General features: G+C 27.9%; 16 protein-coding genes. 15 read left to right on the top strand and 1 reads right to left on the bottom strand.

The annotated features are described in order from the left end of the window. The first annotated feature begins 135 nt into the window (after nucleotides 1-135). From CLCOS_RS20140 to CLCOS_RS20195, 11 genes are all read left to right on the top strand, one after another. On the top strand, nucleotides 136-486 hold the full coding sequence (locus CLCOS_RS20140; protein ID WP_063602570.1) for a helix-turn-helix domain-containing protein: 351 nt from the start codon (nucleotides 136-138) through the stop codon (nucleotides 484-486). Between the two features lie 2 nt (nucleotides 487-488). Next, nucleotides 489-1,331 (top strand): ImmA/IrrE family metallo-endopeptidase, encoded by an 843-nt coding sequence (locus CLCOS_RS20145; RefSeq protein ID WP_063602571.1) that lies wholly within the window; start codon nucleotides 489-491, stop codon nucleotides 1,329-1,331. 12 nt (nucleotides 1,332-1,343) lie between these two features. Next, entirely contained in the window at nucleotides 1,344-1,490 is a 147-nt protein-coding gene (locus tag CLCOS_RS22900) for a hypothetical protein (RefSeq protein ID WP_242867047.1), read from the top strand. Between the two features lie 105 nt (nucleotides 1,491-1,595). Next, nucleotides 1,596-2,000, top strand: coding sequence for a hypothetical protein (locus tag CLCOS_RS22905; protein ID WP_242867049.1), 405 nt, complete (start codon nucleotides 1,596-1,598; stop codon nucleotides 1,998-2,000). A gap of 1,367 nt (nucleotides 2,001-3,367) precedes the next feature. Beyond that, nucleotides 3,368-4,768: a DUF2971 domain-containing protein gene (locus CLCOS_RS20160; protein WP_063602573.1), complete on the top strand. Its 1,401-nt coding sequence runs from the start codon at nucleotides 3,368-3,370 to the stop codon at nucleotides 4,766-4,768. Between the two features lie 462 nt (nucleotides 4,769-5,230). Further along, on the top strand, nucleotides 5,231-6,274 hold the full coding sequence (locus tag CLCOS_RS20165; protein ID WP_063602574.1) for a hypothetical protein: 1,044 nt from the start codon (nucleotides 5,231-5,233) through the stop codon (nucleotides 6,272-6,274). A gap of 1,027 nt (nucleotides 6,275-7,301) precedes the next feature. Next, complete coding sequence (locus tag CLCOS_RS20170) at nucleotides 7,302-8,441, top strand: AAA family ATPase (protein WP_063602575.1); 1,140 nt, start codon at nucleotides 7,302-7,304, stop codon at nucleotides 8,439-8,441. Further along, the gene (locus CLCOS_RS20175; RefSeq protein WP_082853648.1) at nucleotides 8,434-9,213 is read left to right on the top strand and encodes a hypothetical protein; all 780 of its coding nucleotides are present in this window, start codon (nucleotides 8,434-8,436) and stop codon (nucleotides 9,211-9,213) included. Before CLCOS_RS20170 ends, CLCOS_RS20175 begins: the two co-directional genes overlap by 8 nt. A 510-nt stretch (nucleotides 9,214-9,723) precedes the next feature. Further along, nucleotides 9,724-11,808, top strand: coding sequence for an ATP-dependent nuclease (locus CLCOS_RS20185; protein ID WP_063602577.1), 2,085 nt, complete (start codon nucleotides 9,724-9,726; stop codon nucleotides 11,806-11,808). Further along, entirely contained in the window at nucleotides 11,793-13,586 is a 1,794-nt protein-coding gene (locus CLCOS_RS20190) for a UvrD-helicase domain-containing protein (RefSeq protein WP_063602578.1), read from the top strand. The genes CLCOS_RS20185 and CLCOS_RS20190 overlap by 16 nt, the downstream gene beginning before the upstream one ends. Before the next feature lie 252 nt (nucleotides 13,587-13,838). After that, nucleotides 13,839-14,501 (top strand): PBECR4 domain-containing protein, encoded by a 663-nt coding sequence (locus tag CLCOS_RS20195; RefSeq protein WP_063602579.1) that lies wholly within the window; start codon nucleotides 13,839-13,841, stop codon nucleotides 14,499-14,501. A 370-nt stretch (nucleotides 14,502-14,871) separates the two neighbouring features. On the opposite strand, the gene CLCOS_RS22620 is transcribed toward CLCOS_RS20195, so the two are convergent. Beyond that, the gene (locus CLCOS_RS22620; RefSeq protein ID WP_156496401.1) at nucleotides 14,872-15,045 is read right to left on the bottom strand and encodes a hypothetical protein; all 174 of its coding nucleotides are present in this window, start codon (nucleotides 15,043-15,045) and stop codon (nucleotides 14,872-14,874) included. Nucleotides 15,046-15,514: 469 nt separating this feature from the next. On the opposite strand from CLCOS_RS22620, the gene CLCOS_RS20200 reads away from it, so the two are divergent. The 4 genes from CLCOS_RS20200 (at nucleotide 15,515) to CLCOS_RS20210 (ending at nucleotide 19,291) form a co-directional block, all read left to right on the top strand. Then, nucleotides 15,515-17,050, top strand: a complete 1,536-nt coding sequence (locus tag CLCOS_RS20200) for a cell wall-binding repeat-containing protein (protein WP_063602580.1) — start codon at nucleotides 15,515-15,517, stop codon at nucleotides 17,048-17,050. Nucleotides 17,051-17,142: 92 nt separating this feature from the next. After that, nucleotides 17,143-17,280 (top strand): hypothetical protein, encoded by a 138-nt coding sequence (locus CLCOS_RS22625; protein WP_156496402.1) that lies wholly within the window; start codon nucleotides 17,143-17,145, stop codon nucleotides 17,278-17,280. Nucleotides 17,281-17,928: 648 nt separating this feature from the next. Then, nucleotides 17,929-18,723 carry a hypothetical protein gene (locus CLCOS_RS20205; protein WP_156496403.1) on the top strand — a complete coding sequence of 265 codons (795 nt, stop codon included), beginning with the start codon at nucleotides 17,929-17,931 and terminating at the stop codon, nucleotides 18,721-18,723. Next, a complete protein-coding gene (locus tag CLCOS_RS20210) occupies nucleotides 18,710-19,291 on the top strand; it encodes a hypothetical protein (protein WP_063602582.1) in 582 nt (193 codons plus the stop codon). Before CLCOS_RS20205 ends, CLCOS_RS20210 begins: the two co-directional genes overlap by 14 nt. Nucleotides 19,292-20,094: the final 803 nt, after the last annotated feature.

Below are 20,094 nucleotides of genomic sequence, written 5' to 3' on the forward strand. Positions count from 1 at the left end.
CAATTAAAATAGTCTAGCTATAGGTGCGAAAACTAATCCACAGCGTCTTATGATAATTATAGTAAAAAATCTTTAAGAAAGGAAAAAGTATAATGAATTTTTTACTACATGTTCATTATACAAGGTGTTAATATTATGAAGTTTAAATATGTTGGAGAAGCTATAGGACATTTGAGAAAAATGCAAGGGTTAACTCAAGAAGAATTAGGCAAAAAGGTGAATTTGGGAAGAGTAGTTATTGCTAAAATAGAAAATAACCAGAGAGCTATTTCTTTAGAGGAAGCTAAAAATATTTGTTATGTTTTAGGTATAAGTATGGACACTTTGTTTGGCTATGTGGAAGATGAATCCAATGAAGAAGATGAGTCTTTTGTAATGGCTTTTAGTTCTAAGGGTGCTGATGAAGAAGAACTTCCAGAGATAAGGAGAATAGAATTATTGGTAGAAGCGCTGTTTACTCAAGAACAAATTTATAGAGGTGAGTAAAAATGGATAAATTAAATGATTCATTAAATATAGGTTATGAAAGGGCAATTAATTTTAGAGATAAATATGGTTTGGGAAATTATTGTGGAAAAAATCTTTTGGATATTTTAAGTCGTATAGAAGAGTATGAAAAAATTAGTTTGAAATTAATCAGAACTCATTTTAGTAATTTGAAATTAGCTGGATTTATAGGATATAAAAATAATACTTATATTATAGTAACTAATAGTAATCAAACTTTAGGTAAAGAGAGATTTACTATTGCACATGAAATATATCATTTGTTAGAAAATAGAGTATATCTAAAGAAAAAACTTATAATAGAACAACCAGAATATAATGATGAAAATATAAAAGATATAAATGAAAAAAGAGCTAATGCTTTTGCTGCAGAGCTGCTTATGCCTAAAGAAGATATTGATGAGTATTTAAAAAAAATATCTATTGATAAAGATGGTGGAATAAGTGAGCTAACAATAATTGAGATGCAGAATTTATATGGTGTTGATCATACTGCAGTTACTAAAAGACTTATAGAACTAAACTTAATTGATGATGATAAACAAAAAGATTTGGAGAAAATTTTAAAGGATGAGGGAAAGCTTGAAAGCTTAACTAAAAATTTAGGTTATGACAATAAGTTAAATACACCATCTAAGGTAAAATCTTTATCAGCAAAAGATTTACAACTAATTAAATCTAATTATGATAATGGATATATTGATTATAATGATTTGGTTGTAATATTTGGGTACTTGGGTTGCCAACCAGAAGATTTTGGATATGAACAGTATGAAGAAAATGATAAAAATGCGAATGATTTTATAAATAACCTTTTAAGTTAGGGGGATGAGGAAGTGCCGCGAGTTGAAGCCATATTTGATACAGATATTTTAATTCATCTTATAAAGACTGGTGCATTATGGTATGTGTTAGATATACTTGGAGATATTTATATAAGTGATTATGTTTATGATAATGAAATAAAAAAAGATACTTCATAAGGAAAAGTAATAGAAAATTTATATAATACACATAGGCTAAAAATACTATATTATGAGACATTAACGCCCCATCAAAAAAAAATATATAAAAATACAAATAAGATTTTGAAAGAAAAGGCAATTGTAGAATCAAAAGAAAAACAACCAGTAAATGATGGCGAAAGGATAACAGCAGCTTTTGCTAAAGCATATAATATTTATTATTATATGTCGGATGATAACAAGGCAGCTCCATATATAAAATCTTTAGCAGCTGTTGAAGTTGTTAACTTTTGTGATATCTTGTTTTTATATACTACAATATACGGTAAGAATGAATTAGATAGCTTACAAATGTGTTATGTGAAGTTTACTAAACTCTATGAAGTAGGTAAAGAACCTAAAGTTATAAAGCAAAATGGCAAAGTACTATCATTTATTGATGTTATAAAAAGGTCCTACATAAAATTTTCACATAGTGACAGTCTTAAAAGGTTGATGGATAATATTATAGAAAATAACAAAGAATGAACACTATTTTAATTATAGTGTTTTTGTTTTTTAGATTTACAAATGTTAATGACATATAATTATTTAAAGTTTATGAATTATTACATTATGAATCTATGGACTAGCTTTACCTCTTCGCATACTCAGAATTAAAGCTGTTCCATAGAAATCAAATTTAATGGGATGCTCCGCCCCAAACCCAGGCAGCAGTTCTTCGAAGTCTTATAATAGGCTCCTTTTCAGTCGCAAGGAATCTTTGAACAAGCACTTTCTTTTTCGCTTATTTGCTGTATCAGTAATCAATAAAAGCAAGATATTTCATATGTATAAATAGTGTTTATCTTTGCAGCACTCAAAACAAAGGCTAGTCCAAAGGCAAATATACAAGTCTATTAGTTAACTTCCGCTCGTGTGCTTATATCAATGTAACATTAGTATGGCATATGTATCATAAAATAAATTTTAGTGTATTAAAATTATTTAATTAAATTAGATATGTATTTCAGGTTATAAAGGAGATTGGATCTAATAAGGATATAGTTACTGATGCATATAATATATATTTCATATATTCGGTCACTTTAACTGCCACCCCAAAAAGGACAGGTTCCTATCTAGTATTTCTAAGCTTTTATAAGTTCCTCCTTTATCCGTACCTTCTAAAAGCAAAGAAATACACGATTTTAACTAGCTCTTTATTTGGGTACCCGGCAGAGTGCAGGGGGGCGGACGTGCTCCCTGCAGAAACCTTTCATGTACAAGCATTAAAAAGACATGTCCATATAAGGTTTCGCAGCAAGGCAGGTCCACCCCTTCCCGGTATTCCTCTGGGGTCTTTCGCTTGTGCTACTTCGCTAAACAAAGGGAGATTTAACGAAAGTACAAGCTTTTACAAAGCTTGGTACAGTCGTCAAATCTATTGTTTAGCAAAATAAACAAGCGTTCAGGGGAGTATTCATAGGTCTTTATATGCATGAAGTTTTAAATAGCTCTTCAAAATATTTCTAAACAATTTGTAGTATACAGGTGAAAGGGGGAACATGCTTCTAATACTCAGCTCAGATATGGCTATATATGTAGAGATTGCTTATATGACCGGCATTACAAGGCAAGTCCACCCTATTTAAAAATCATACTTATTTTGTAAACATAAGTAATAATATGGATTTATATGATATAATTAGGACATGCCATCTGTTATATAGATGTTTAGTAGTTATAGATAATTATGTCTATAATGGGTAGGTAGAATACCATAATTAAAATAGTTAAGTATTCAGAAATTTTATGTATTCTTGCATGTATTAGTTATAAAAACATAAGTGAGATTTAAAAAGTAATTCTAGAGTGATAATAAAAATAGATACAAAGTGAAAATGGAGGATAGTATGTACAGATTTAGAAGTGTTGAAAATTTAATAGGAAAATATCAAGAATTGGAGAAACAACAAATTTATTTTGCTGGTTTTGATGAATTAAACGATCCATTGGAGGGAACTCGTCTTTATTTTTGGCAAGGAGATAAAATTGTTTGGGTAAATTTATTGAAACATTATATTTTATGTTTAGAGCATGTGGTCTTATTATCTCGATTACTAAATGACGATGAAAGCATTTCTAAAAAGGACATTCCAATATATAAAAGTATGAATAGTTTACCTACAGAAATTTATAAGGAACGTATTCAAAAAATATATAATCAATTTTTTAATGATAAATTTGTACAAGATTATATAAATTTTATCGTTAAAAATCCAAATAAAATTTATCTTGAAGAAATGTATGTTCATTTGAAAATGCTATCTGGAATAGCTTTAAACTCTATTTTCGAAATAGATATACAAAGTGGGTTATTAGCTAATGTTGAAAATGTACATCATAAAGTAGTGCAAAAAAATATAGATTTTGATTGGGATAACATATGGAAAGAACTAGATGAAAAGCAATATATACAAATAATGAAAGTTATACATGACACATTGAAAAGTTGGGATAGTGAATTACTACTAAAATTTAAGAACTCACCTAAACAACAAAGTATTTATGTTGAATTTACTCAGATGTATTTAGATTCTGTTGTACAGTTAACTTATCCTAGAGCTTATGTAGCATGTTTTATGGATAATTGTCTAGATTCATCTATATGGGGAACATATGGAAAGAACCACACAGGAGTTTGTTTAAAATTTAAAACAAATACAGATAAGCCAACATTGATATTGAAAGGAATATCTGGCTGGAGTAGTTCAAGTGGTAATATTTATGATTATAGAGAATTTGATCTAAAACCTATAGAATATTCTACAAGTTTTGAAGAATTAGATTTTTTTAGGAATTTAGGTTGTTTGCCGATACCACAATTAAAAGAACAGTGGTATACAAACGATCAAGGGGAATTAAGTGTATGTTGTGAGGAGATATTTTTACAAGAGGAGGAATGGAGAAAACAGTATTGGAGTATTTGCGAGAGAGCTTATTTAAAAAAGTTACCAGATTGGTCGCATGAAAGAGAATATCGTATTATATTAAACAATGCACTTGATTTTTATCATAATCCAAAAGATAGATTGTTAGAATATAAGTTTGAGGATCTTGAGGCAATAATTTTTGGAATGAAGACACCCCAAAAAGCAAAAATAGAAATAATTGAAATTGTTAAAAGAAAGTGTGAGGAATTTGGAATAAATCAATTTGATTTTTATGAAATGGAGTATTCTACAATTAAGAAAGAACTGTATCCACGAAAGCTACTTTCTTTAAATAAAAGCAATTCAAAAGTTGAAGATTAATAATGTATGCAAAAAATAGAATATATTAACATTAAAAGTTTTTATGAGATTTGATTCTAATTTGCATATTATTTAGGATAAATAATGGTGAATTATGGTATAAGTAGTTTGAAGTTTAGTTTAATATTTGGACAAAGTAGTAAATTAGGGGTATATACTAATATCTGATTTACTTCCCGTTATCCATACAATGAATGCAATGCATTACATTGAGTTAAGTTGTATTGACTTAGTTTTTACCACTTTTAAACATTCCTTATCAGCAGGTAAAATAAGATATTTCAATTTTTATAATTGTAACTTTTGTCCTTTATTAGAGGAAGCTTGTGAATTCCTCTGTGGTTAAAAGGATGGCGAAAATATATGTCAAAGAATAATTATTAATTATAATATAGCTAAATATAAACATTAATATGGATTATATTATTAGTTGAACTTTAGATGTTAGGTGGATGAATTAAAATGCAAGATTTAAAAAAAATAGCGGTTAAAATAGATAATAGTAATTTGAACATAAGTTCAAGTATAGGAAATTTGAGTTCAGTTTTGAGTTCAGTTATGAAAAATTATCAAAGTCAAATAGAGCAATTAAATATAAGTTCAAGTATAGGAAATTTAAGTTCAGTTTTGAGTTCAGTCACGAAAAATTATCAAAGTCAAATAGAGCAATTAAATATAAGTTCAAGTATAGGAAATTTGAGTTCAGCTTTGAGTTCAGTTACGAAAAATTATCAAAGTCAAATAGAGCAATTAAATATAAGTTCAAGTATAGGAAATTTGAGTTCAGTTTTGAGTTTAGTTGCGAAAAATTACCAAACCCAAATACAAGGCATTAAAAAAATAGCTAATTTTAGTAGTTTGGACTTAAAAGCTTTAAATGAAATTATTTTATCATATGATAAAGTGTTTTGTGATTCAAGTGAGTTTAAAGAAGCAAATGTAATTGAAGTTAAAAATGAAGAAATCAATTTAAAAGATATAGAAAATATTATAAATGCTAAATTAGAAAGAAAAAGTGAAGATTGTATAAATATTGCCAATACAATTATTTATTGGTTAAGAGATATAAAGGAAGGGCAAGACCAAATTATTAATAGTAATTCCAGTATAAAATTTAAACAAGTAGTAGTAAATATTTTACTTGGTTTGTTAGTAAATTTTATATTTCTATTGGGTCAAAATTTTTATAATTCTATTAACAAATGTATAATTTCGAATCCAAAGCAAGTTATTCAAGTAGTAAAACAAGAATTCAAGCAAATTACATTAAATAATGCGAATAAATATAGCTATGAAGGGTTTATGTATAGTAATAAAGACAAATTGGAAGTAAAAAATACTAATAGCAAAAAAAGTTTTGTTATTTATAAATTAGATATTGGAAGTATTGTTAAGGTTATTAGCAAGAAAAACGAATGGATAAATATAAAGTTTATTGATAAGAATTTAATGAAAGAAAGACGAGGTTGGGTTTTATCAAAATACTTAAAAAAATTTAAGTATTGAATAATACTAAGGTAAATTCTTACGGAGAGGCTTATCAAAGATAAGGTAAGATTTTTGACTAGAATTGAACTTCCCATTATCCATATAATTAGTAATTAAAATTAACATTTTGAATTGTTTTATACCCAAGCCGTCCTTATGCCTGCCCTGTAAAGGGCATGTATAAGGTGGACTAGCCCTGGGCTTGTCAAAGGCGTCAATCGTGCATTGAAAATCCAATTTAATTAAATACTTTGTGCGTAGGTAGGACCCCAGAGGAATACATCAGCAGTACAGTTAAAATAGGAACTTTTTATGAATTATTAAGGAAGCACTTTATCCGCAGGAAGCTTTCCTTTTATTTTTATCTGGGAATTTATCTATTATAAGGCTGACGAGGACTAAAAAAGTGCTGGTGCTTGAAGAAAAAATAAAGCGGTTTATTATTTTAAAACATATGGATAAATTAAAGGTATATATAAAGTATCTATATGTGTAGTAATAAATTTTTCAAGGGATAGCGAAACAAGATTATAATAGTGCATTTGAAATTCATAGGCAGGTATTGATTTCATAAAATATAGAAAGTTATTTTGTAAAGATGGAGGAGCATTGCGCTACTTATTTGAAGTGCTAGATGAAATAATTTATAAATTGCATTTGGACAAGCCTTTGTTTTGAGCACTGTAGGGATAAGTCCTACATATAATAGATGTTTTACTTTAAGTGACTATTGATATAGTAGCTAAGCGAAAAAGAAAGTGCTAGTCCAAAGCCTCCTTGCGAGGGAATCCGAGCCTATTATAAGACCATAGAGCATTACTTCCTGGGTTTGGGGCGGAGCATCCCATTAAAATTAAAGGCACTGGCCAAGCTTTTTGTCTGAGTGAGTGAAGAGATAAAGCTTGGCCAGTGCCTCAGCTTATAGGTTATAACTTCTGCACACACAATAAGCGTAAAAAAATTACACAATAAACAAAGATAGACGTAAAAAACATACACTTTTTTTGAAATTTGGATATAATATAAATAGGAGAGGGTGATAAAAATGTTAAGCAAAATAGAAATAGAAAACTTTAAATCTTTCAAACATTTAACAACAGTAGACTTTACAAGTACTAATTATAAAATTCTTAAAAAAAGAAATGTTTCAGATGATGGAATACTAAAAGGTGGAATATTTGTAGGAGCTAATGCCTCAGGCAAAACTAACATAATACTATCCATTAAGCTTTTACTAGAATTACTATTTGCAGAAAAAATAATTGACATTGGTTTATATAAATGTTTATTTTCAAAAAGTGACAACATAAAGCTTCACTATGAGTTTCAATTTGGAGATAACGTTATTAATTACAACATTGAATATGATACAGGAAAAAAAATTATGGTTGAGACTTTGCTCGTGAATAATAAAATTATGCTAAACAGGATTGGGGAAAGTGCAAAATCATATATTACAGATAATGAAGTATTTGATAATCTTGATAAAAAATCCTTACTTTTAAGATCCATATATTTTAATACAAAGTTTAACAATTATCCTGTTTTAAAAGAGTGGTTTAACTATTTGATAAATTCAGTTTTTCTCGATGCCTTTCTAAGGAGAGGAATAAATCCGTCAAACAATAATCTGGATTTAAAGGAGTACCTGGACAATAATGGTGTAGAGGATATTAATAGTTTCTTTAAAAAATATAATTTCGGCCAATTAATAGAGTATTCAAAGGAAAGTACGGGAAGCTTAATTTCTATAAATACAGAAGGAAACAAAAGTATTTTCTTTAAAAGAGATGATATTGGAGAACCAATTCCATTTGTGATGGAGTCATTAGGCAATAAAAATCTTTTAAATATACTGCCGGCATTTTTCCATGTTATAAAAAATGGAGGTATGTTAATTATAGATGAATTTAGCAGTGCATTTCATAATGATTTAGAAGAACTTCTTGTTAGATATTTCATGGAAAAGTCAAGTAAGGCTCAGATATTTATAGTTTCACATTCAACTAACTTATTATCAAATACTATCTTTAGACCGGATCAGGAATATGCGGTTGAATTTAGAGGAAGCGATGGAAGTTTTATAAATAGGTTTTCTGATGAAAGACCAAGAGAAGCACAGAACATAGAAAAAATGTATACGAGCGGAGTTTTTGGCGGAAAGCCGGTATACGAAAATGAGTAAAATAGTTTTTGCTGATAACAACAAACGAATTGGAAAAGTATTGTTTATTGTAGAAGGTATTAAAACAGAAATAAAAATATTGCATAAGATATTCACTAATATATTTGATTACCAGTATGAAAAATTGGATAGGTTAGATAGATATAGGCCATACAATAAAAAGGATAATCCGCTGTCCTCCATATTTGTCATTAATACGGAAGAATCAAACATTAAGGATATAGAGGATGCCAACGGCTACCTGGATAACTTGTTTGAAAGGCTTATTGATGAGTATAATTTTCCGGTGGATAAAGCCGCTATATTTTATATTTTTGATAGAGATAATTATTCTAATACGAATAAGACACTTATTAGTGATTTAATGAATAAGCTTAATAATTCAAGGGAAAGCAATGATGAATATGACAGACAGGGGTTACTCCTGCTGAGCTATCCATCAATTGAAAGTTTTACTGCTTCAAACTATATAAAAGATGCATTTAATATAGAAATAGAAAAGGGTACAGATCTAAAAAAATATTTGCATAAAAGAAGTATTGGTTATCAGAAAATAAATAAAGATACTGTTGCATTAGCTGTTAATGAAATGGATAAAGCAATAAAAAGTATAGGAATCGAAAATTATGATTTGGATAATTTTAGAGATGCTAATTTAGAGATATACAACTATGAGGAGAAGTACTATGCTCAAACTAAAAAATACAAATTGCTGAGTTTATTATGCATAGCGCTTCTTGATTTAGGATTGATAGAGATAGAAGATGAATGATTTTTTAAAGTGATATATAGAAATTCATATAATTTGTCTTTGGACTAGCCTTTGTTTTGGACGCTGTAGGGCTGAGATCTATATATAAGAAATATTTTACTTTAAGTGATTATTGAGGTGTTAACTAAGTGAAAAAGAAAGTGCTTGTCCAAAGCTTCCGTGCGAGGAAATCCGAGACTATTAGTAAGACGGAATTACTGCCTAGGTTTGGGGCGGAGCATCCCATTAAAATTAAAGGCACTGGTCAAGCTTTTTGTCTGAGTGTGCGAAGAGTTAAAGCTTGGCCAGTGTTTCAGTATACATTTTTTTACCTCAACCAATTAAATAGCCAACGTCATTCTGTTTGATTAACTGTTAATAGTAATATAAATAATTATATGACATAGAGAGGTTATGTAGTTTTGACAAATATTTATTACTAATAACTAAGATTATTCTAATAAGGTAAATAATGATATAATTAGTATGTATTTGTATCATTAAGGGCAGAAATAAGGGGAGATGTGTTTTATGTATATATCACATATACAAATTAGTAATTTTAGGTCATTCGATGAAAATGTGAATATTGACTTTAATGAGGGAATAAATGTTATTATTGGACATAATAATGCTGGAAAATCAAATCTTTTGAAGGCATTAGGATTAATTTTTAATTACAGTAGCCATAAAAGTTTGACTATTGATGATTTTAATAAATATATAGAACCTACAAGGTTAAAAGAGCAACCGCCTAAAATAGAAATAAGTGCAACTATTAAAGAATCTAAAAATGAAGAGGAATATTCTGATGATTTGGCCACTATAGGGGGATGTCTTACTAAAATAGATAGTCCATATGAAGCTAAGCTGACATATGAATTTTTTTTACCTGAGAAGGAGGTAGAAAATTATAAAAAAATTATGTCAGTGATATCTGGACAAGATGCTGATTTATACTGGAAAGCTATAGATGATAATTTTATAAGAAAATATATCTATAAAATTTATTGTGGTAATCCAGATTATAAAATTGAAGTAGATAATGAAGTACTTAGAAAATTTGATTTTCAGTTTCTTGATGCAATAAGAGATGTAGAGAGAGACTTGTGCACGGGAAAGAATGTACTTTTAAAAGAAGTATTAGACTTTTTTATGGATTATGATATAAAAAATGATTCTCAGAAAAACAAAGATGAAAAAATCAGTGAAATAAGTTCTAAAAAGAAAGACTTTTCTAGTCAGGCAGAGAATCTAATAGAACAGCTTAAATCAAGAATGAAATCAGGAAAAGATCAAATGCTAAAATATGCTAATGAAACAGGTGCTAGTTTTGATAAATCGGTTCTAGATTTTGATGGGAGTATTTTAGATACACAATTATATTCAGCATTACAATTAATAGTTAAATATGAAACAAATATAAAAATTCCTATTTGTAATAATGGATTAGGATATAATAATCTAATTTTTATATCACTTTTATTAGCAAAAATGCAAAAAGATGCATCAGGTGAGTATTTGGGTAGTAATGCAAAGGTTTTCCCTATTTTAGTTATAGAAGAACCAGAAGCCCATTTACATCCTGCTATGCAGTATAAGTTTTTGAAGTTCTTAAGAGAGAATAATGGTAGAAATGCGAGACAAGTATTTATAACAACACATTCACCCAATATTACAGCAGCAGTTGAATTAGATGAAATTATTGTACTCAATTCAAATAATCATAAATTAAATGTTGGCTATCCTGGGAAAGTTTTTGATATTTCAAATTCTGATGATAAGAAGTCTAAGTCATATATAAGAAGATTTTTAGATGTTACAAAATCCGATATGCTTTTTGCTAAAGGAATTATTTTAGTAGAAGGAATTGCAGAGCAGCTTCTTGTACCTGTATTTGCAAAGTACTTAGATATAAATTTAGAAGATCATCATATATCTGTTATTAATGCTGAAGGCAGATATTTTCAGCATTATTTAAAATTATTTAACACTAAAATAGAGGGAGCAATTGATAAAAAAGTTGTTTGTATAACTGATTTAGATCCAGAACGTAAATGTAAAACTGATAAAAAACCAAAGTTTAAGAAGTGTTATCCTTTTGAACTTGATATTGATAAGGAAAAATATGATTATAAAAATTCTTCTAATAGTTTTATAAAAGAATTTGAAGAAGAAAAAAGTAAAGGAGAAATTTCGAATAATATAAAATATTTTACACAGACAGAAGGAAAGGGTAAAACTCTTGAGTATGAAATAATATTGTCTAACCCTAATTGTGAGAATATAATTACTGATAGTATTAGTAATGCAGGAAAATTAAAAGAATTATTAAAGGATTTTAATGAAAATAAGAGTTTAAATAATATGCTGGATAAATTAAGTAAAAGTGATGAAGATGAGAGAATAAGAGAAGGAATAGAAAATTCATTATGGGATCATGATGATGAAAGAAAAAAACATTTGATAGCGGCAAAATATTTAAATTCAGTTGGAAAAGGTGAAAATGCTATAGAATTATCTGATATACTAGAAAACAATTTAAATGATAATCAAGGATTCCATTTTGAGCCACCTAAATACATAAAGGAGGCCATAGAATGGATGATAAAGTAGATGCTAATTTTGAATTTATAGAATCAAATTCTCTTATAAATACTGAGAACAATTTTAAAGTAGAAGCAGGACCTGGTGCTGGTAAAACAACGTGGCTTGTTAATCATATAAAGAACGTACTAAATAAATCTACTAGATTGAAAAAATCTAAAAAAGTTGCATGTATTACATATACTAAAATTGGTGTTAAAGCTATAATTAATAAACTTAAAGATGCAGGAGATCAGGTTGAGGTAAGTACTATACACAGTTTTCTTTATAAATATATAATTAAGCCATATATATATTTAATAAAGGATGATTATAATTTAAATATAGAAAAATTAAATGTATATGATGAGAGTATTTTTAGTTATAGAAAGATGGTTGAATGGATAAAAAGTGGAGGAGTGAAACTACGATATTTACTAAAGGACGGTAAATTAACTCAACAGAATTTAGTTAATCTGTGCTGGACATTAGAAGATGACGATTGTATTTTAAAAGTTAGAAAACATAGAAATTATTATAAGAGATATGATGACGGCAGCAAAAAGATGTCATTCATTTTAGATTTTTCAAAGCACCAAGAGGATTATTTGAAGTATAAGGAACAGTACTGGAAAGATGGAATAATTACTTATGATGATGTCTTATTTTTTAGTTACAAATTAATCAAAGAATATCCGCAGATACTAAAGATTTTAAGAGCAAGGTTTCCATATTTTTTTATTGATGAATTTCAAGATACCAATCCTATACAAGCTGAAATTATAAGATTATTGGGAGGAAAAGAAACAATAGTTGGAATAATAGGAGATAAGGCTCAAGCTATATATGAGTTTCAAGGTGCAGATGTAACTCAATTCGAAAAATTTACGTTAGACAATATGAAACAATATAAAATTAAAGATAATAGAAGAAGTACCCAACAGATAATAGACATTTTAAATATTATAAGAAGTGACTTGAAACAAGAAAGCCCCGATCATAAAAAAGGAAATAAACCTTATATAATTGTAGGAGAACAGTTAAATTCATATAAAAAAGCAAAGGAGATAATAAAGAATAAAAATGAAAATTTATATTCTTTAAGTTATGCTGATGTTACCTCAAATGAAATGAAGCTAAATGACGATGAAATTGAGGTCGATGAGAGTGTTTTAAAGGATAATATCATAGACACAATTCTTAGCAGAGAATCAAGAAATAGTAGGTCTAAACAAATTGTAAAAATTATAAAAGCTATAGAATATGCAAGACAAAATAATTTTAAAGAAGCTGTAAAAAATATGGCTAAAATTTATGGAGTTGAGAAAGATATAGAAAACATAAAAAAATCTTTAATTGCATTAAATAATTTGTTAAGTACTTATGATAAGTTTAAAAATGTTACTATAACAAAATTTTATAACAAATTAAAAGATAGTATTGGGATTGATATAAGGAAAATTTCAAAAGGTAACATAAAAATATTTTATGATTCTATTAAATATACAGATGTTGCACTTTGGATAAAAATAAATGAGGATAACAGTATTCACAGGACGATTCACAAGGCTAAGGGTGATGAATTTGATAATGTTATAGTGATTGTAAAAGGTAAAATTAATAAACCATTTGATGAAAATGAAGATTTAGCATTTTTATTAAATCCTGATTTAAGTCAAGAGAGTCAGAGGGTATATTATGTAGCTGTAAGTAGGGCAAGGGAAAATTTATTTATTAATGTCCCTGAACTGTCTAGTGACAATGCTAAAAAGTTGGAGAGCTATGGCTTTAATATTGCATATACGTAGAAATAAAGAAATATTAAAAAAGTGAATTTCTAAATAATATATTGTAAAAATGCAAAAATAGTATATAATATAAGTGAGGAGCAATTCTCCAGGGTGCAAGAAACGACCACACTGTTCCGAGCTGTCGGAGTTTAAAGTATAGCAGCATTTGACCTGGTTGGGGTAGGAAAACTAACCTGTCGTTTCAAAATTGTGATTACAAAGTCTTAACTTTTGAGTTAAGACTTTTTTACATATATAGGGGGATTACGTATGTATACCAAAGAAGAACTTAAATCTTTAGAGATTGTACCTAAGATATCAAAAATAAGCTTAAAAACTATAGCGGAATTTTATTGTGACAATTTAACCAAAAAGTCTTTTAAATATAAAATCAGATTACATAAGTCAAAAGATGAAATTGAAATAGATATTAGATTTTTTACAGAAAATTTACCGCATTTATTAGGTATACAGAAGGTAGCTGCTGAAGGTCAGAGATACAAATATGAAGGCAAGCTGGGTTATGAAGGTATGATTAGAGAATCCATAACAATTAAATCATTAAAAGATTTGGACAAGGGATTAAGACCTAATAATAGGTCAGAGAGAGTATTCCCTAAAATTGAAAGCAGGATAACTTATTTTTATTTGCTGCCTCAGTTGATGGAAAAGTGCAATATAGTTAAATTTAATAACAATACAGTAACTCAATTATTTAATGGAAACTGTAATATAAAATCAGATTTCATTTTATATCATGAAAAATTGGGGGTAAAATTACACTTAGGAGTGGTAAAAGAGCAAAATGGGAAAGTGTATTATGTACCACAAACTTTTATTGTTAAATCAATTAGGGCAAGAGATAGAGACAGATTAACTAGTGGACAAAGGTTTGCTAATATAGTAGAACGTACTATAGAAAATATAGATTAGGTTAAAAAATATTTCAGTTATGAAGTGAAAAAATGATCCATTTATTTTATAGACAGTCCTATATAATGGAGTAAATTATGGAATTATATTCCATAAAATCAAAGAGATTTGCACTCAAATCTGTAACACAACCGTAACACAACCGGGAGAAAAAAGTGCGTATTTTTAAGGAAATAAAAGGGACAAGCAATGACGTAAACCTAGATATATCAACCGATAGGGAGATGGATAAAATTAGGTAAAGACTTTTTAGTCAAATCCAGAGGCCGGGAGTTCGAATCTCCCTGGGTGCACCAGTATCAATGCTTTCACGATGTCGTGAGGCTTTTTTTATTGCCAAATAACACAAATAAAAAGACGCCCTATGAATTTATAGAGCGAACAAATCATTATCTACATATTTTGTTTTTCCGTAAAATTGCTTTCGTACAAGGTTTCCAGTATCGTCATGTCTTATAGTAATTGTAGTTCTCCATCCATTTAGAACTCCATCTTTATAATATTTTTGTATGGAGCCTTCAGCATTTGCTTTTTTAGAGGGCATATATTACCCATTCCTTATAACATAAAGATTCATCAAGAAATAAAAAATCATTACTAGAAAATAAATGTACCTTTATTTTCTAGATAAGTAAATAACCTAATAATGCTAATTTTCATTGAAATTTATAAATAATTCTATATATGAAATAGAAAAAATATGAGGAGAAATGATAAATTAGTGAAAAGCTTACTTTTCAGTACATGATATGCTTGTTTTCATTACTTCTAAATCTCGAGAAAAATGCTCATGTAAAAGATTTTAAAATTTTTTATTTTCTATATGAAGGAATTTTATATAATATATAGAATACATACTAAAGTATAGTAATGTCAAAGAAAAATATAGATTATCCAATTTTTCTATGATGAAATGGTAGCTGCAAAAACAGAAATTGCAGGAGGTATAGATAGAGGCAAAAAGTAATTTTATTATATTCAATATATAATAAAGAGTGAAAGGAGACTTATGAATGTTAAAAAAATTAATGAATTTTTGTATAACTACCACTATAGTATTTGGTATATCTACTGCAGCATATGCTAAGACAAGTTATAATGTAACAAGACTTTGTGGCAATGATAGATATGAAACGTCAATAAAAATTGCAGAGAATTTTCAGAGCGGTACCCTTCAAAATGTAATACTTGCAAGTGGGAGTAATTTTCCTGATGCATTGGTAGGAAGTATTCTATCAAAGAAATATAATGCACCAATACTTTTAATAAATAGCGACCTGAATAGTAATTCAGAACAATTAAATTATATAAAAAATAATATTGATAAAAATGGAAACGTATATATTCTTGGAGGTACTGGATCTGTAAGTGATGAATTTGCAAATCATGTAAAAGATTTAGGATATAATAATATCACAAGGCTTGGAGGAAATAATAGATTCAGCACAAATAAAGAAATAGTTAATTCTATGAATGTTAAAAATGGAACTCCAATTGTAATTGCAAATGGATATGGTTTTGCGGATGCATTAAGTATATCAAGTGTAGCAGCAGACAATGGTTATCCTATATTTATGACAAAAGCTGATAGTCTTCCAGATGAAACTAAGGACTTAATTTCAAGTATCAATCCAAGTACGGTTTATATAATTGGTGGACAAGGCTCAGTTGAAGATAAAATATTAACACAGTTAAAATCACTTGTTCCATCTTTAAGCGATGATAATATAAAAAGAATAGATGGACAAACTAGGTATGATACTTCATTAAATATATGTAAATATTTTAATGTGAATACAGATACAGCTGTACTTGCAAGTGGAGTAAATTTCCCTGATGCATTATCTGGAAGTACACTAGCTTCAAAATTGAATGCACCTATAATACTTATAGATGGCAAAGATATAACAAATCAAAAAAGTTTTATGGACTCAAAAGGCTATAAAAATGTAACTATACTTGGTGGATTTGCTTCAGTAGACTTAGCTGCAGAATATCAGCTAGTAGATCCATCAAAAATTCCTCAGGCTGAAAAAGATTATTTGAATAATTTGAAAAATTATTGCGAGTCCTATAAACAGGAAACAGATACATTTTTAAATAACCTGGATACAGTCGAAAATAAAATTAGCAACTTAAAATCAACATCAACTTATAATACTGTGGAGGATATAGATAATAGCATATCCCAATCAATTTCAGCGGTGAATGAAGTCAATTCATATCTGTCAGATTATAAAAATAATTTAACCAGCTTAAAAGATAAAGTTGCAAATTTACAGGTACCAGACAAACTTAGTAACTTGAATAGTCAGTATTTAAGTAATATAAATACTCAAATTGATGATATAGATAAGTCTATAGATTATATGAACAGTTATGTATACAAGTTTAATTCTTTTAAACAGGCAGTAGATGATTTAGATTTTGATAAAGCTAAATCTATAGGAAATTGTATAATTCAACCGCCAGATATACAAACTGGAAGTTCTGGGATATCAAGCTTATATGATACAGTTAATGCAGCTATAAATAGTTTACAACAATAATTTTAATTTATTAGAATTGAAAGATGTCATTCCTAGATTTTTATGTTTGGTGATGACATCTTTATTATATTCATAAAGGTGGATATGTGAATATGTTTAAAATGAAAAATAGAAAACTAATTTTATCTTATGGAATTATAGGTATAGTTACATTACTAATTGTTTTAAATGTTATTCAATTTATTCAGAATAAAAGAACATATGATTCTATGGCAAAACAAATATTATAGGCAAATGAAAAATTAAAAAATCAAGCTAGTAATTATCATAAATTAAAAAAAGAAGTATCAACGGTAGAACAATCAATACAAAAATTATCTAACAATAAACTAGCTGCAAATAATAATTTATCTAGTGAAAATAAATAAAATATATAAATTATGAAAATATTTATAGAGAGATTGGTGAAAAAATTGATTAAGATTAGTACAACCGTTTTGGATACAAACTCTATAATAAAATCTTCTATAACTTTAAAAGGAACTAATGGAAATAACAAAGCGATTTGTAATTGATTAAAATTAAGCTAAAACAATAGCAGACGATGGATTAGAGTTGGCAAAGGAAGTTTCATCATTTGTTATGAGATTAAAAAAGAGGTTAGGAAGATAGTTTAGTATAAAGCCTTTACGCTAATAATGGGAAGTTATGATATAAGCAATAATTAGAAATGTTAGCCAATATAGTGATAACACAGTATATAAATTCATTTACTATAAATTCCACTTAGAATAACTAAATCATTTAGTCTTACCTGATGGGTATATTATTGATCAAAGTATTTCTAAGTATACGTGAAAACTTGAGTGATAACGATTTTTAGGCTCTAATGAGCCTTAAATAAGAGGAATATAATTATGCGTAAGCCTAAAAAGTATATGAAAAGAGATGAAAGTATGATTGCAGAAATAAAAGGGAAGATAAGTAGTACTGGCTCAAATCTTAATGATAGATTAGAAGATGATTTAACTGGAAATGTTTTTGGTAGCTTAAGATATATGTCATTTAATCACGGTTTAAAACAAATTCTTATTCAAGGGATATATCCGAGAAGTTTATCAAAGATCATTGAGAATATTGATGAAGATAAGTGGAGCGAATTTATTGAATTTTGGCCTCATGATAAAGAAGGAGAGATTGATGCTTTAATAAAGTTTGAAAATACTATTATTGGTATTGAAGTAAAGTATCTTAGTGGTATTTCATCTGATGATGATGCAAGTAATTCTCCAGACTTGGAAGGTGAATTTACAACATATGATAATGTTAAGAGCGTAAACCAACTTTCACGTGAATCAAGAATTGTTTCACGGTCAGGTAATAATAAAAATAAGATACTACTATTTGTAGCAGATGGAGAAGCCTGCAGAGAAGTCTATAAAAATATTAAAGCTAGAAATATAATTGAAAATAATGTGGAATTTGCCTATATTTCATGGCAAGGCATTTTGTATGCTCTTGAAAATTTAAAAATAAATAATGTCTATGAAAAAGTCATAGTAAGTGATTTAAAAAATCTTTTAATAAAAAAAGGATTTGAAAGTTTTAAAGATTTTATAATTGAGAGTAATGTAGAAGAAAAGTGGTATGACTTTGGTGTTGTAAAAAAAAATACTATTTCTTTTGATGTGAAAGAAACAATAGAGGAGGATTTATATTATGAATTCAGCTGAGAATATACGAAATGCATTTAAGGTAGTAAATAAAACTTATGAGAACATAAATAAAATGATAAATTCTTGTAAAACAATCGCAGATGAAGGAAATGAATATGTTGTTTCAGTTCCTAAGTTTTTAAGATGGAAATCTGACGCTGAAGTTGGCGGATGGTTAATTAATGATTTTATAGTACTTTTTCAAAGTAAACATGATAAAGAATTGGAAAATGGATGGCGTAATGGACCGATTTATGTGCTAGACATAGATCTTGATTATGGTGATACTCCAAAAATATATATTTCAAAATTTCAATATAAGAATATGGAGAATTGGAGTAATGGATGTTCACCAACCAATCATTGGCGTTTTTATTGGCCGATAAGGAATATGGATGAGTTTGAGGGTGTAAAGACTGATGATTATGAAATATGGACTCCTAAAAAAGGAAAGGAGTCAGTAGCAGATAGTTCTTATTGGGGGATAAAAAGAGCAGTATGTTACACTGAAGAACTGACAGATATAAATGCAGATAACATACAAGAAAAAATATTTGATAGATTTTTATGGCTTAAGGACAAGTAAGTGCCAATTAAATGATTTAAGGAAAAGAAAAGGTTTATAAGGAGTGAATATGAATCTTTTAAAGGGAAACATTAAAGTAATTTCAGTAATAGTTTTTATTGTGATTTTGGAATGGTTTGTATTAAAGTAATATTATAATTATATACCATCAAATCCACCTGTGCCTAAAATTATGTACAAAAATAAAGAAGATGAATGATTTGTTAAAGTGATATATAGAAATTCATATAATTTGCCTTTTTCTTTAATTGTTCTAAATAAGTTATCATCCTCTGATGGTTGATATAGATATTGTTTAACGTCATGAAGTAACTGTGAATTAAATGAACTAAAATTGTTTTTTTGAAAATTGAATAGTAAAAGTTCTTAGATAGTGTTTCAGTATTAATAAAAATAAGCTTAAAAACTATAATGGAATTTTATTGTGACAATTTAACCAGAAAATCTTTTAAATATAAAATCAGATTACATAAGTCAAAAGGTGAAAAAAACAAAACCATCCTAAGCATTTTACTATAGAATGGTTTTGAGTTTTTTATCTTTGTTCAAAGTATTTTTTAAGAATATTATTTTTTGTATGAGCTTATACAGAAAGTTTTATTTATAAATAATAGGGCAGCAGTTATCTGCTTGTTTATAATCCTTATACAGTGCATAAGATAAACATTTTAGTCCGCGAGCCTGTGATAAAAAGTCTGTAAATAAAATAAAAACATAAAGCTTTCTATGATAAAATAAAAATTATAGGAGGCTTTTTTTATGGCAAGAAAAAAAGATGTTTATAAGGTAAAACCAATGACAGA

The sequence above is a fragment of the Clostridium coskatii genome (assembly GCF_001675205.1).
Classification (GTDB): Bacteria; Bacillota; Clostridia; order Clostridiales; family Clostridiaceae; genus Clostridium_B; species Clostridium_B ljungdahlii.

What these genes read in the sequence shown, in the direction of transcription:
- CLCOS_RS20140 (WP_063602570.1), top strand. Translation starts at nt 136, where the DNA reads ATGAAGTTTAAATATGTTGGAGAAGCTATAGGACATTTGAGAAAAATG.
- CLCOS_RS20145 (WP_063602571.1), top strand. Translation starts at nt 489, where the DNA reads ATGGATAAATTAAATGATTCATTAAATATAGGTTATGAAAGGGCAATT.
- CLCOS_RS20160 (WP_063602573.1), top strand. Translation starts at nt 3,368, where the DNA reads ATGTACAGATTTAGAAGTGTTGAAAATTTAATAGGAAAATATCAAGAA.
- CLCOS_RS20165 (WP_063602574.1), top strand. Translation starts at nt 5,231, where the DNA reads ATGCAAGATTTAAAAAAAATAGCGGTTAAAATAGATAATAGTAATTTG.
- CLCOS_RS20170 (WP_063602575.1), top strand. Translation starts at nt 7,302, where the DNA reads ATGTTAAGCAAAATAGAAATAGAAAACTTTAAATCTTTCAAACATTTA.
- CLCOS_RS20175 (WP_082853648.1), top strand. Translation starts at nt 8,434, where the DNA reads ATGAGTAAAATAGTTTTTGCTGATAACAACAAACGAATTGGAAAAGTA.
- CLCOS_RS20185 (WP_063602577.1), top strand. Translation starts at nt 9,724, where the DNA reads ATGTATATATCACATATACAAATTAGTAATTTTAGGTCATTCGATGAA.
- CLCOS_RS20190 (WP_063602578.1), top strand. Translation starts at nt 11,793, where the DNA reads ATGGATGATAAAGTAGATGCTAATTTTGAATTTATAGAATCAAATTCT.
- CLCOS_RS20195 (WP_063602579.1), top strand. Translation starts at nt 13,839, where the DNA reads ATGTATACCAAAGAAGAACTTAAATCTTTAGAGATTGTACCTAAGATA.
- CLCOS_RS22620 (WP_156496401.1), bottom strand. Translation starts at nt 15,045, where the DNA reads ATGCCCTCTAAAAAAGCAAATGCTGAAGGCTCCATACAAAAATATTAT.
- CLCOS_RS20200 (WP_063602580.1), top strand. Translation starts at nt 15,515, where the DNA reads ATGTTAAAAAAATTAATGAATTTTTGTATAACTACCACTATAGTATTT.
- CLCOS_RS22625 (WP_156496402.1), top strand. Translation starts at nt 17,143, where the DNA reads ATGTTTAAAATGAAAAATAGAAAACTAATTTTATCTTATGGAATTATA.
- CLCOS_RS20205 (WP_156496403.1), top strand. Translation starts at nt 17,929, where the DNA reads ATGAAAAGAGATGAAAGTATGATTGCAGAAATAAAAGGGAAGATAAGT.
- CLCOS_RS20210 (WP_063602582.1), top strand. Translation starts at nt 18,710, where the DNA reads ATGAATTCAGCTGAGAATATACGAAATGCATTTAAGGTAGTAAATAAA.